Origin of the sequence: Streptomyces sp. NBC_00038 (assembly GCF_026343635.1) — a bacterium.
Taxonomy (GTDB): Bacteria; Actinomycetota; Actinomycetes; order Streptomycetales; family Streptomycetaceae; genus Streptomyces.
This window is the reverse complement of sequence record NZ_JAPELQ010000001.1, coordinates 1,468,560-1,481,332: the sequence shown is the minus strand read 5'-3', so window position 1 is coordinate 1,481,332 and position 12,773 is coordinate 1,468,560. Positions and strand designations below refer to the sequence as shown.

Sequence of the window (12,773 nt, the reverse complement as noted above, 5' to 3'; positions counted from 1 at the left end):
GAAGCTATAGATCGAGCGTCAGCACCGGCGAGGCCGACCGGCTCACGCAGATCATCATGGTGGTGGCGGTGGGGCGTTCGGACGGGTCGATCACCGTGTCGCGGTGGTCGACCCGTCCGGCAGCCACCGGCGTCTCGCAGCTGCCGCAGTAGCCCTCCTCGCAGGAGTAGGGCACGTCCGGCAGTTTCTCCCGGACGACCTCCAGCACGGAGCGGTCGGCGGGCACTGTCATCCGTAGTCCCGAACGGCTGAGCACCACCTCGAACTCACCGCTCTGCGCGCCGAGTTGATCCGGTGGCCCGGAGGCGGCGGTGAAGCGTTCAAGGTGCGGGGTCCGGGGCGGGCCGAACGTGCGGCACAGGGCCGTCACCGCGTCGAGCATCGGCTGCGGGCCGCACGCGTAGACGGCGTGAGCCGGCGGGGCGGCCGAGATCTCGGCCGCCAGGTCCGGCAGACCTGCCTCGTCCTGTGGCACGAGCAGCACCCGGTCCCCGCCCAGCGCCGCCAACTCCTCCGCGTACGCCAGACGTGACCGGTCACGGGCGCCCAGGACCAACCGCCAGGGCAGGCCGCGGGCGGTGAGCTCCCGGGCCATCGGCAGCAGCGGCGTGACGCCGATGCCGCCTGCCAGCAGCAGATAGCCCGCCGCGGGGATCAGGGGGAAGCGATTGACCGGCCCGGTGACCTCCAACTCCCGCCCCACGAGCGCGGTTTCGTGGATCTCCCGCGACCCGCCGCGCCCTTCGGGCACCCGATGCACGGCGACCGTCCACGCCTCGTTGTCCGCCGTTTCTCCGCACAGCGAGTAGGCCCGCCGCAGCCCCGAGGGCAGGGTCAGCTCCACATGGGCACCGGGCTCCCAGGGCGGCAGGGCGCCGCCGCGGGGCCGCGTCAGCCGCAGTTCCAACACGTCCTGGGCGACCCAGCGGGCCTGCCGGACCAGCAGACGATGAGTGGCCGACGCCGTCATGGGCCCTCCGTAGGTGTCAGAAGACACGGAAGTACTCCCGCTGCTCCCAGTCGGTGACCTCCTGGCCGAAGCGGGCGAGCTCGGCACGCTTGATGCTCGCGTAGTACGCCACGAAGTCCTTGCCGAGCCGGTCCGCCAGCGCCTGGTCCGCCTCCAGCGCGTCGAGGGCCTCGCCCAGCGAACGCGGCAACGGTTCGGCCCGGGTGGCGTACGGCTCGTCGGCCGCCGGGCCGGGGTCGAGATCGCCGGCCACACCGTCGAGCCCGGCGGCGAGTTGGGAGGCGAGATAGAGGTACGGATTGGCGGCTGGCTCCCCGATCCGGTTCTCCAGCCGTGTCGCTGACGGACCGTCACCGACCACGCGCACCATCGCCCCGCGGTTGTCGCGCCCCCACACCGCGCGGTCCGGGGCCAGCGACATCGAGCGGAACCGCTTGAAGCCGTTGAGGGTCGGCGTGGAGAACGCGCTCGTGGCCCGCGCGTGCCGGAGCAGCCCGCCCAGGAAGGCGGTCCCGTACGGCGACAGCGGCGGGCCCGACTCCGAACTGCCCGGGTCCTCGGGGGCGAAGAGCGCGACGCCGTCCCGCAGCACGCTCTGGTGCAGATGCCAGCCGCTGGAGAAGACCCCGGGCAGATGGGGGCGGCACATGAAGGTGGCGTGGTGGCCGTGGCGGGCGGCGACCTGCTTGACGGCGCTGCGCAGCAGCACCATCGCGTCGGCCGTGCCCAGCCCGTCAGCCGGCTGAAGCGTCAACTCGACCTGGCTCGGACCGAATTCGACCTCCATGCTGCGCAGCGGCAGCCCCAGGCCCTCGATGTTCGAGCGCAGGACGTCGAGAATGGGGTCGAGTTCGTCGTACCGCAGCTCGCTGAGGTACTGGTAGCCGTGATTGAGCATGCCGACCTCGGGCGCGGCGCCGGGCTGGCCGAGATCTCCGGGACCCAGGCGGGGGTCGTCGAGCCGGAAGAGGTGGAACTCCACCTCCAGACCGGTGCGGTAGGTCAGCCCGTCTGCCTGGTGGAGGACCGAGCGCAGCAGCCCGCGGGTGCACAGCGGGACCGGCCCTCCGGAGGTGAAGCGCAGGTCGCACAGCAGCCAGCCCGTCCCCGGCGACCACGGCAGCATCCGGAAGGTGAGCGGGTCGGGCACCATCACCATGTCGGCGGCGCCGCGCAGTTCGGGAAGTCCGAGCGGCGTCTCCTTGGTGAACAGCGGGAACACCGTCCGCCCGGAGGTGTCCTTGGCGAGGAGCGACGAGGCGATGCCGGTGCCCTCGCGCAGCACGTTGGGCAGTTCGCCGACGGTGACGGTCTTGCCGCGCAGCAGACCGTGCTGATCGGCGAAGACCACCCGTACCACCGTCATTCCGCCGGACTCGGCGCGAGCGAGTATCTCGCCCGCCGCAGCGGTCTGTTCGGCGCTCCACAGGCCATGGCGTTCGACGAATCCCATGCCGTTCAGCCGTCCGTTCCCAGCGGGTGCGCCCAACTGCTTTCAGCGCGCTGTTTGGCGGTGACGGTCGTCCAGTGCTCCTGCCAGCCGTCGGTGGGGCCGATGCCGTCGAGGGTGACCGGACCCTGGATCCGCCCGGCCTGCTCTGGGGGCTGCACCAGAGGCGGGTCTTCGCCGCGTTCGACGGCGGAGACGGCCTCGCCGAGCATCCGGCGGTACATCACGATGACCTTGTCGGAGCGGCCCAGGTGTTCGCGGGTGCGGTCCTGGATCGCGCCCTGCCCCTCCACCGCCCACTGGTCGTGCACGTTGATGTCGGTGCCGAGACCGGTGTACGTGGTCGTCCGCTGTTCCGCCGGGTCGTAGCCGTAGTTGTTCGCGCGGCCGAAACGCGGCCGGTAGTCGGGCAGGGTGACCGCGCCCACCCGCTGGCGGCGCATCTCCTCCTGGTCCACCGGACCGCCGACGCTGGTGAACAGCGCGTACCAGTAGCAGGAGGTGTCGTCGATCGGTACGTGCCACTGGGTGATCGCCGTCTCCGCGTCGAGCGGGATGTGGAAGGCGTGCGGGAACACCTGGTGGGTGATGCGGACATGGGTGCGGCTGCCGTCCATCGGCCGGCCCTGGGTGTCGGTGCCGTCGAGGGTGCGCAGGGCGGTGATGCGGATGCCGTACGGGGTGCGGACGGCGTCGATGTCGGGCCGGCCGTACTCGCGCAGAATCTTCGTCATCGGCAGGTCGGTGCCCTGCGAGGCGGCGCGGAACTGCTTGCCGTAACTGTCCTCGGGGTCCTCGTCCTGGAAGAACCGGTGGAGGTAGGAGGCGTGCGCAGGGTCGATACCGACCTCCAGGGCCTGGAGCCAGTTGCACTCGAGGAGGCCCTTCCAGGCGAAGGCGTGGTCGGCGGGCGCCCGGAAGCAGTCCAGGGCGGGCAGTTCGGGAGGTTCGCCGGGACCGAGGTAGCCCCAGATGATGCCGTTGATCTCACGCACCGGGTAACTGCCCAGCCGGACACGGGACTTGAGCGGGCTGCCCAGGGGCTCGGCGGGCGTGTCCAGGCAGGAGCCGTCGCGGCCGAAGAGCCAGCCGTGGAAGCAGCAGCGCAGCCCGCCGTCCTCCAGCCGGCCGAGCGCCAGATCGGCGCCGCGATGCGGGCAGCCGCGGTCGACCAGCCCGAGTTCACCGCTGTCGTCGCGGAACAGGACCAGGTCCTGGCCCATGACCTTGGGCGCCACCAGGGGCCGTACGCCGTCCAGTTCCTCGGTCAGGGCGATGGGCTGCCAGTAGCGGCGCATCCAGTCGCCGGCCGGGGTGCCGGGCCCGGTCCGGGTGAGCCGTACGTTCTCTTCCTCGCGCATGGGATGCCTTTCTGTCGCTGGGAGGATCCGGTGTTCAGCCGCAGCAGTGGTCCGGCTCCGCGGGCCCCGGCGCATGGCAGGAGACCGGTGCCGGCACGTCCAGCGCCGGATTGCGGTCGAAGAACCCGTCGGGCTCAAGTCGCAGCCGTGCCCTGGCCACCGGCATCACCGGCCACTCCTCGGGACGCGGGAAGTGGTGCGAGCCGACCGTGGCCCACAGCACCAGGTCCGTGCCGTCCAACGACCGGTTCTCCTCCTGCCACTTGTGCACACCGTCCGCGCCCGGCTCGGCCTGGTTGGGGTACTCCCCGGCGACGAACCGCCGGTCCGGGTCGTAGGCGGTCGCCCACAACTGCCGCCCCACGAACGGGGCTCGGCGGGCGCACACGCTGTCCTCGCGCACCGGCAGCACCGCCGTGTTCTCCAAGTGCACCCGGTAGGCGGTCGGTTCCCCCATCCGGTTGCGCGCCTCGGTGCTCTCCACGCGCCAGTGCAGCGCGCGCGACGGATCGGTGCGCCGGCCGCCCTCCGCCTCGCTGAGGATCGGACGCAGCACGGTCCGGGCGGCGTTGCCGTACGGGTCGAGCTCAGGGTCGGTCTCGTGCTCGGCGGTGACCTCGACGAGCCGGTTGCGGGGGCCGTCCACCGCCATGTCGAGGCGGACGCTGAAGAAGTGCTGGTGGTTGGTGACCGCGACGTTCGGGGCGACCCGCCGTGCGTACGGAGTCTCCTCGCCCTCGACCACACCGGTGGCGGAGAGGATGCCGGTCATCTTGATCTCCAGCATCACCGAACCGTCCTGGTACAGCGACCAGTAGAAGCCGTAGTCGTAGTTGGCGACCGTGGCGAACGCCGAGATGATCAGGCGGCGGGAGCGGCGTACCTCGGTGCGGCCGGTGCGGCCGTCGTGGTGCTTCCACAGGATGCCGTCGTCCTCCTCGTGCACGCAGACGGCGTTCGGGATGAGCCGGGGGACGCCGTCGCCGCCGAGCACCGCGGCGTCGAAGTACTGGATGACGCCCAGACAGTCGCAGCCGAGGGCAAGGGAGTTGGTGAGCGGGCCCGCGCCGTACTCGCCCCAGTCGAAGAAGTTCTTGCGGTACTGCGTGGAGGCGGTGTCGAAGTAGGGGACGTACATCTCGTTGACGGCGGCACGCCGGATCACCTGGCGCGGGCCCTTCCCGGCCGCGTCGAAGGTCAGGTCGTGCAGTACGAGGCCTTCGCGGTGGCTGAAGCCGACCCGCACCGACCAGCCCTGCCAGTCGATCCGCTGACCGGTGACGGTGAAGCTCGGCCCTTGCGGCTGGACGACCTCCAGCGGCTTCAGGCCCGCCCGCTCGGGCACCACTCCCGCGGCGAACACCCCGGACTCCTCCGACAGCGGGACCACGCCGTGGTCCTCGATGTGCAGGATCTCCATGGTCTCCATGTCGATGATCGGCACCACGCCCTGCACCGGGCGGGCGTATCCGTTGTCGTTCTCGGAGGTGCGGTGCCAGACGCTGCCCCAGGTCAGCCTGCGGCCGGCGTACTCGGGCGGTTCGAAACCGCCGATCGACTCCGGGTCAACCATCACCAGCGACACGTCGTGGATGCCGCGCAGGGCGAGGGCCTCCCGGAAGCGCGGGTCCGCCCGGCAGGCGGCCGCGGCCTGCCGGGCCTCCTCGGAGGAACAGCCCGGACTGCGCACGTCGAGCTCGAACCAAGTGGTGCTCCGCGCCTTGTCGCCGAGTTCGAGGCCGACCTCGTAGGCGATGCGCGCAGAGGGGCAGATCACGACCGCACGGGCGCGCCGGGCCTCGCCGGGGGCGGCGACGCGGGCGTGGTCCTCGTCGAGGGTCACGCCCCAGAAGCGCGCGTCCTCGGTGACCCGGGCGTCGGCCCGCAACACCTTTGCCGCGGTGGCCAGTTCGGCGGTGGTGAGAGGGTCCAGCGGGTGTGGTGCCTCGGCGGGTACGGGTTCGGGGGCGAGGGTGCTCACAGGGTGTTTCCTTCCAGGAGATGGAGCTCGGTTCCGCCGTCGGCGCGCGGATCGGCGGCACCGTCGAGGCGGCCGTCGGCGGTCAGCCGTACGGCCTGGGTGTGACCGGCCAGATCGGTGCGGCCGGGCGCGATCACGACCGGCACCGCCGACGGGAACGCGGTCGTGGCGGCCGGCACTGACCCGGGCTCGGCCAGCAGGGTCCCCGTCTCGTGGCCGATGTCGCGGGCGCCGGTCACCCAGCGCGGGCGGTCGAGGACGGCGGCCGGGTCGGCGTCGGGATCCATCAGGTCGGGCACGGTCTGGGCGAGGATCTGCGGCTGGGCCCGGCCGCCCTGGCAGCCGGCGGCAAGGAGCAGGCCGGCGGACCGGCCGAGGACGGGGCAGAGCGTGTGCGGGGGCCGCAGCCCCGGCCCGATGAGGGCCGGATGGCCGGGCAGCAGGCTGAACGCCGAACCCCGGTTGTGCAGCACGATGCCCGTGCCCGGATCGCAGATGCCGGAGCCGAAGGTCTGGTAGACGCTCTGGATCAGGGAGACGGCCAGCCCGGTCGAGTCCACGGCGGTGATCGCGACGGTGTCCCCGGCCGGCCGGAACGGCGGCTTCGGCGGCAGCGCACCCGCGAGCGGAGCCGGGTGGAGAAGCCCGTCCAGGTCGGGCGTGCCGCCGCGGGGATCGCCCAGCAGCAGGTCACGGGCCGCCGAGGCGTCCTGGCAGCGGGCCACCAGAACACCGGTCCGCTCCGGGTCGGGGAGCTTCGCGGCGGCGTTCGCGGCCTCCAGTACGGCCAGCAGGCTCGCGCCCTGGCTCGGCGGGGGCGTGGCCCACCAACGGGTACCGGCCACGTCGAGCACCAACGCCTCGACGCTCTCCGCGCGGTGGGCCGCCAGGTCGCTCGCGGTCAGCGGACTGCCGGCCCGGCGCAGCCCGTCCACCAGCGCCTCGGCGACCGCTCCCCGGTAGAAGGACGACGGATCGTCCGCGAGTGCTCGCAGTACGGTGGCCAGGCGCGGTTGCGGGAAGGGATCACCCTCGTCGAGCGGCGCCCCGCCGGGGCCGGTCAGCAGCGCGTCGAGCCCGGGATCCTCGCCGATCCGCGAGGCCCGCTCGCGCACGGCGCGCGCCAGACCCGCCGAGACGGTGGCACCGTCGTCCGCCAGTGCGGCGGCGTCCCGCAGTGCCGCGGCCAGGGCGCCCGGTGTGCCGTACGCCCCGGCGAGCGCGGTCCAGCCCGCCACCACGCCCGGCACGGTCACTGTCTGCGCGCCCTGCGCGGGCATCCGTCCGTCAGCCGCGCGCAGCGCCTCGACGTCCACGTCCTGTGCGGCGGCCCCGGCCGACAGCACCGCCCGCACGCCCCCGTCGGGGGAGTGGACGAGGGCGATCAGATCGCCGCCCAGGGAGCACTGGTGGGGGTAGACGACGGTGAGTGCGGCGGCCGCCGCCAGTGCCGCGTCCACCGCGTTGCCGCCCCGCCGCGCCGCCTGCCGGGCGGCCGTCAGCGCCGCCGGGTGCGGTGCGGCCACGATCAGCCCGGAGCGGGTGGTCACGCCTCGTCCCTCGGCAGGAGCACGGTGCGCGAGGGGGCGGCCTCGGCGCCCTGCAGCGGCAGGGGGAGGGAGAGCATGTCGTACACCCCGGCCGGTGTGTGCAGCAGGTCGACCACTTCAAGGATCAACACGTCCGCGCCGCACAGCAGTTGGTGGGTCTCCCAGTGGGTGGTGTAGGCCACTGCCTCTATGCTCAGGTAGTCGATGCCGGCGGTGCGCACCCCGGCCTCGATGAGGCGTTCAGCGCCGTCCGGGGCCAGCCCGACCCACTGCCGGGCCTTCCACGGACTGCGGAGTACGCCCTCGGAGTTGCTGGTGCGCAGCAGCACCCGCTCCTCGTCGCCGAGACCGGCCGCGTCGAGGTCGGCTGCGGTGATCTGCTCCTTCACATGGGTGAGGTCAAGCACCCGTGCGGTGCCGTTGAGCGCGGAAAGGTCGAGCCGGTCGACCGTCTTCCCGCCGTCGATGAAGTGGGCGGGGGCGTCGATGTGGGTGCCCGTGTGGGCGCCGATGCGCCAGCGGCTCACGTTGGAGGGATCGCCCGCGGTGCGGGACTCGACGATCTCCACCTCGGGGCGGCGGCCCCAGTGCAGCATGCCGGGGTGGATCGGGACCGACACGTCGATGGCCTTGGCGAAGTCAAGAGTCATGCATTGCTCCCATTGGATGCGGATATCATGGAAGTGGATCCAAAATTGAACGGCTATTGAACGGCTGAGGATGCCGGCGGCCGCGTGGCAAACTGCTCCACCACCGCGCACCCGCCGACCGACCCCGAGAAGGGCTTGACCGACTCCGATGACGCCCCAGACTGACGACGGCCCCCTCGTCGACGACATCGCGGCCCGAATCCGCGCGCGGATCATGAACGGCGAGCTGGCGATCGGCAAACCGCTGCGCCAGGCGGCGCTGGCCACCGAGTTCGGGGTCAGCCGCACCCCGGTGCGCGAGGCGCTGCGTCAGCTGCAGAACGGCGGGCTGATCGAGATGCAGCCCAATCGCGGCGCGGTGGTCCGGGTGCCCGCTCCGTGGGAGGTGCGCCAGGCCTACGAGGTGCGCGCCGAGCTGGAGGCACTGGCGGCCCGGCGTGCCGCATCCCGCATGACGGAGCGTCAGCTCACCGCGCTGCGCGAGCACAACGCCGTCCTGCGCGAGGCCGCCGAGCGGGCCGCCGGTGAGCAGACAGCCGGCGGCAGCCCCGCCACCACGGCCGCCAACGACTGCTTCCACACGGTCGTCTGCGAGGCGGCCGACAACCCCTGGCTCAGCCGGATGATCGACCGGATCAACGAGACCTTCCCGCGCAACGTGTCCTCGCTCGCCCTCGCCGGCGACGAGCGCCACCGCCAGCTGAACATCCGTGAACACGAGGCGCTCATCGACGCGTTGACCGCCCACGACGCCGACCGCGCCCAGGAGGTCATGCGCGAGCACGTCATCAACGCCGGGGAGCATCTGACGGCCTGGTACGAGCGCCGCTCCCAGACCGTCTTCCACGGCTGAGTGGATTCCGGGTGCCCCCCCGGCGGTGTCCTTCACCGGGCGCTCCCGGGAAACAGCCGGGCCGGGGACAGGAAGTCCAGGTCCGGGCGAGCGGTCCCGCACACGAGATCGGCCAGCGCCTCGCCGAGCGCGGGACCGAACTTGAAACCGTGTCCCGAGCAGGCCGACGCCACCAACACCTGGGGCACGCCCGGTACCTCGCCGACCACGAAACGCCGGTCGGCCGTCATCGTGTAGAGACAGGTCAGGCTCTCGGTCACCGGACCGGCGCCGGGCAGCACCTGTGCCACCGCCTCGGTGAGCAGGGCGAGTTCGGCCCCCGTCGCGGGCGGGCGGGCCGCGTCCGGATCCCAGTCCGGGCCGCCGTCCAGGCCCGCCTTGAGGCCGCGGCCGTCGGCTGCCGGGAAGCCGTACAGCAGCCCTTGGGGCAGATCCACCGAGAAGCTGCCCAGACCGGCCCTGCCCAGCGGACCCGCAGCGTCGGCCGCGAAGTAGGCGTTGACGATACGAGTGACCGTCAGATGCGGGGCCAGCGACGGGACTTGGGTCGCCGTCCAGGGTCCTGTGCACAGCACCAGACGCCGGGTACGCAGCACACTGTCGGCGGTGCGCACCACGACCTGGTCGCCGTCGGGCTCCCAGCCGATGACCTGGGTGCCGTCCAGGACGGCGGCTCCTGACCGTTCGGCCAGGGCGAGTTGGGCCCGCAGGGTCTCCTGTACGTCGATGATCCCGGCCCGCGGATCGTGCACCGCACCGAACCCGGCGGGCAGCCGCAGCCCCGGGAAGATCCGTGCCGCCTCCTCCGGACCGACCTGCCGGCAGCCGGGGCCGCGCAGCGGATCGGGGCGGTCCAGCGGCGCCGCGTACAACCCCCCGGTGATGTCGACCAGTTGGGTCCTCGCGGCCTTCTCCAGTTCCTCCCAGGCCTGGTACGCGGTGTCCACCAGACCGTCCCAGTCGGGGTGCGGATAGGCGCGCCGGATCATCCGGGTTGCCCCGTGAGAGGAGCCCAGGTCGTGGCCCAGGGCGTACTGCTCCAGGCCCAGGACGTCGAGTCCGCGCGCCGCCAGTCGGTGCAAGGTGGCACCGCCGTGCACGCCGAGTCCGACCACGATCGCGTCACGGAGCCGGGATTCGGGGCGCCCCGAACGGGGCGCGGTGGCGGGAGACGCCGTTGCGGAACCGGTGGCGGAAGGGCTGCCCTGCGAGGCCGTGCCGCCGTGCGCACGGCTGATCTCGTGCACCGCCTCCACCAGCGCGTCCAGGTCCGCGTCGTCGTTGTAGACGTGCACCGAGGCCCGTACCACCTTGGTCAGGCCCCGGGGGTCCATGTCCCAGCGACCGTGTGCCGCCGGTACGGCGATCAAATGGACCCGGCGGCGGGCGAGTTCGCGCTGCACGTCGGTGGGGTCGAGCCCGTCGACCACGAAGGTGACGATGGCGCCTCCCGCGGCCGGCGGGTCGGTGACGTGGACACCCGGCAGCGCGGCGAGGCGTTCCCGGAGTGCCCCGGCGACCGTCGCCAGGTGCCGGGCGACGGTGTCGACGCCCAGGGCGCTCAGATCGGCCAGCGCGGCACCCAGGCCGAGGCGCAGGGCGTGCGCGGCCTCCCACAGCTCGAACCGCTTGGCGTCCGGCACCAGTTCCCAGCTGCGTTCGGCGAGCCACCGGGCACCCCGGACATCGGGAGCCTCGGGGGCGAGCCGGTCCAGGAGGGGACGGCGGACGGCGAGCACCCCGGTGCCGCGCGGAGCGCGCAGGAACTTGCGGCCGGTCCCGACGAGCAGGTCGCAGCCGAGGGCGCCCATGTCGACCGGCAGCTGACCGAGCGACTGCGTCGCGTCCAGCAGGAAGGGCACTCCGTGGACCTGGGTCAACGCACCGATTCCGGCGGCCGGTTCGACGAGACCGGAGGAGGTGGGCACATGGGCCGCGGTCACCAGGGCGGCGGGACCGGTGCGCAGCGCCGTCTCCAGGGCCTCCAGATCCACCGCGCCGTCCGGGCCGTTGGGCAGCAGCTCGACCCGTACACCGTGGTCGCGTTCGGCCGACAGCAGGTGCAGTGCGCTGCTGACATAGCTGGAGCGGGCGGCCAGCACCCGGTCCCCGGGGCGGAGCCGCAGCGCCGACACCGCTCGCTGCCAGCCTGCCGTCGCGCTCTCGACGAGGGCGACCTCCTCCGGCCGTGCGCCGAGGAGTTCGGCGACACGCGCGTAGACGGCGGCCAGGGCGGGAGCGGCGTGCTGGGCGGCCTCGTAGCCCCCGGACAGGCTCTCCGCCCTGAGGTGGTCGATGACCGCCTCGACCGTGCCGGTGGCGAGCAGGGCCGCGCCGGCGGCGTTGAAGTGGTGGCCGGTGAAGGAGCCCGGCGTGCGGGTGCGTTCGGCCGCGACGTCCAACGGGCGGGCCGCCGGAAGGGGCGCTGGCGCCGGGTGCGAGGAGGGGGTCCGGGTCGTCACGGGGGCGCTCACAGGGCGATGGTGATGCTCTTGAGCTCGGTGAACCCGTCGACGGCGGCGTCGCCGAGGTCCCTGCCGAGGCCTGACTGCTTCATCCCGCCGAAGGCCACGGCGGGGTCGAACTCGTTGTAGGTGTTCACCCATACGGTCCCGGCCTCCAGCGCGGCTGCGATGCGGTGGGCGCGCGCCAGACTGCCGGTCCACACACCGGCGGCGAGCCCGTACTCGGTGTCGTTGGCCAGCGCGATCGCCTCCTCCTCGCTGTCGAAGGGGATGACCGTGGCGACCGGGCCGAAGATCTCCTCCCGGGCGATCCGCATGTCGGGGGCGACCCCGGTGAACACCGTCGGCCGCACGAACCAGCCGGGACCGGGGAGTGGGTCGCCGCCGACGGCCACCTCGGCGCCCTCGGCGCGGCCCAGTTCGACATAGCCGGTGACCCGGTCGTACTGCTCCTGGGACACCAGCGGACCGATGTTGATGCCGCCCTCGAGACCCGGGCCGATCCGCAGCGCCTCCACCGCGGGAACCAGCCGGTCGAGCAGCTCCTTCACGACCGTGCGCTCCACCAGCAGCCTGCTCCCCGCCGTGCACATCTGCCCGGAGTGCCCGAACACCGCGCGTACCGCGGCCGGGACCACCGCGTCCAGATCGGCGTCCGCGAAAACGATGTTGGGCGACTTGCCGCCCAGTTCGAGGGTGAGCCGCTTCACCGAGGGAGCCGCCGCGGCCATGATCAGCCGCCCGACCTCGGTGGACCCGGTGAAGGACACCTTGGCGACATCGGGATGCGCGACCAGCTCCGCACCCGTACGCCCGTCACCGGTCACGACGTTGACCACCCCCTCGGGCACGCCGGCCTCAAGGCAGAGCGCGGCCAGCCGCAGAGCGGTGAGCGGGGTCTGCTCGGCCGGCTTGACCACGACCGTGCAGCCGGCGGCCAGGGCGGGGGCGACCTTCCACGCCGCGATCATGAAGGGGAAGTTCCACGGCAGGACGGCGGCGACCACGCCGACCGGCTCACGCACGCTGTACACGTGCCGGTCCGCGGCGGTGGCGTGCACGGTGCCCGTCAGCCGGGTCGGGGTGGCGGCGAAATGGCGGATGGCCTGCAGGCCCAGCTCCACATCGCCGCGCGCCCGCTCGATGGCCTTGCCGTTGTCCAGCGTGTCCAGGACCGCCAGCTGCTCGGCGTCACGCTCCACCAGGTCGGCGAGGCGCAGTAGCACGTCACGGCGCTGCCGGGGCGGCAGCCCGCGCCAGCGGCGGTCGCGATGCGCGGCGGTGGCGGCGGCGACCGCCGCGGACACCTCCTGGGGTCCGGCCTGGGCGATGGTGGTGAGCTGCTTCCGGGTGGCGGGGTCGAGCACCGGGATGCGCTCCCGCGCGCTGCCCGTGGTCCACTCGCCGCCGATGAGCATGGGCTCGCAGTCCGGCAGGTCGGGGAGCGTGATGCTGGGGTCCAAGATGTTCTCCTTCTGGGTCGGATCGCCGCC

The 12,773-nt window shown here is 72.8% G+C and carries 9 protein-coding genes; 1 reads left to right on the top strand and 8 read right to left on the bottom strand.

Translation table 11 applies throughout. The features are described 5' to 3' along the window. Positions 1-4 precede the first annotated feature (4 nt). The 6 genes from OG219_RS06910 to OG219_RS06885 are packed head-to-tail and all read right to left on the bottom strand — an operon-like array spanning position 5 to position 7,962. On the bottom strand, positions 5-970 hold the full coding sequence (locus OG219_RS06910) for a PDR/VanB family oxidoreductase (protein ID WP_266823934.1): 966 nt from the start codon (positions 968-970) through the stop codon (positions 5-7). Between the two features lie 16 nt (positions 971-986). Further along, entirely contained in the window at positions 987-2,423 is a 1,437-nt protein-coding gene (locus OG219_RS06905; RefSeq protein WP_266823932.1) for a glutamine synthetase family protein, read from the bottom strand. A gap of 5 nt (positions 2,424-2,428) precedes the next feature. After that, the gene (locus OG219_RS06900; protein ID WP_266823930.1) at positions 2,429-3,781 is read right to left on the bottom strand and encodes an aromatic ring-hydroxylating dioxygenase subunit alpha; all 1,353 of its coding nucleotides are present in this window, start codon (positions 3,779-3,781) and stop codon (positions 2,429-2,431) included. Positions 3,782-3,815: 34 nt separating this feature from the next. Next, positions 3,816-5,762: a primary-amine oxidase gene (locus tag OG219_RS06895; protein WP_266823928.1), complete on the bottom strand. Its 1,947-nt coding sequence runs from the start codon at positions 5,760-5,762 to the stop codon at positions 3,816-3,818. Beyond that, the gene (locus OG219_RS06890) at positions 5,759-7,312 is read right to left on the bottom strand and encodes a gamma-glutamyltransferase (protein WP_266823926.1); all 1,554 of its coding nucleotides are present in this window, start codon (positions 7,310-7,312) and stop codon (positions 5,759-5,761) included. The genes OG219_RS06895 and OG219_RS06890 overlap by 4 nt, the downstream gene beginning before the upstream one ends. Then, complete coding sequence (locus OG219_RS06885) at positions 7,309-7,962, bottom strand: cyclase family protein (protein WP_266823924.1); 654 nt, start codon at positions 7,960-7,962, stop codon at positions 7,309-7,311. Before OG219_RS06885 ends, OG219_RS06890 begins: the two co-directional genes overlap by 4 nt. Before the next feature lie 148 nt (positions 7,963-8,110). Between OG219_RS06885 and OG219_RS06880 the strand changes: the two genes are divergently transcribed. After that, positions 8,111-8,815, top strand: a complete 705-nt coding sequence (locus tag OG219_RS06880) for a GntR family transcriptional regulator (RefSeq protein WP_266823922.1) — start codon at positions 8,111-8,113, stop codon at positions 8,813-8,815. A 32-nt stretch (positions 8,816-8,847) separates the two neighbouring features. Here the strand turns inward: OG219_RS06880 and solA are convergent, their stop codons facing one another. Further along, a complete protein-coding gene (solA, locus tag OG219_RS06875) occupies positions 8,848-11,289 on the bottom strand; it encodes an N-methyl-L-tryptophan oxidase (protein WP_266823920.1) in 2,442 nt (813 codons plus the stop codon). Then, entirely contained in the window at positions 11,286-12,743 is a 1,458-nt protein-coding gene (locus OG219_RS06870) for an aldehyde dehydrogenase (RefSeq protein WP_266823919.1), read from the bottom strand. Before OG219_RS06870 ends, solA begins: the two co-directional genes overlap by 4 nt. Positions 12,744-12,773: the final 30 nt, after the last annotated feature.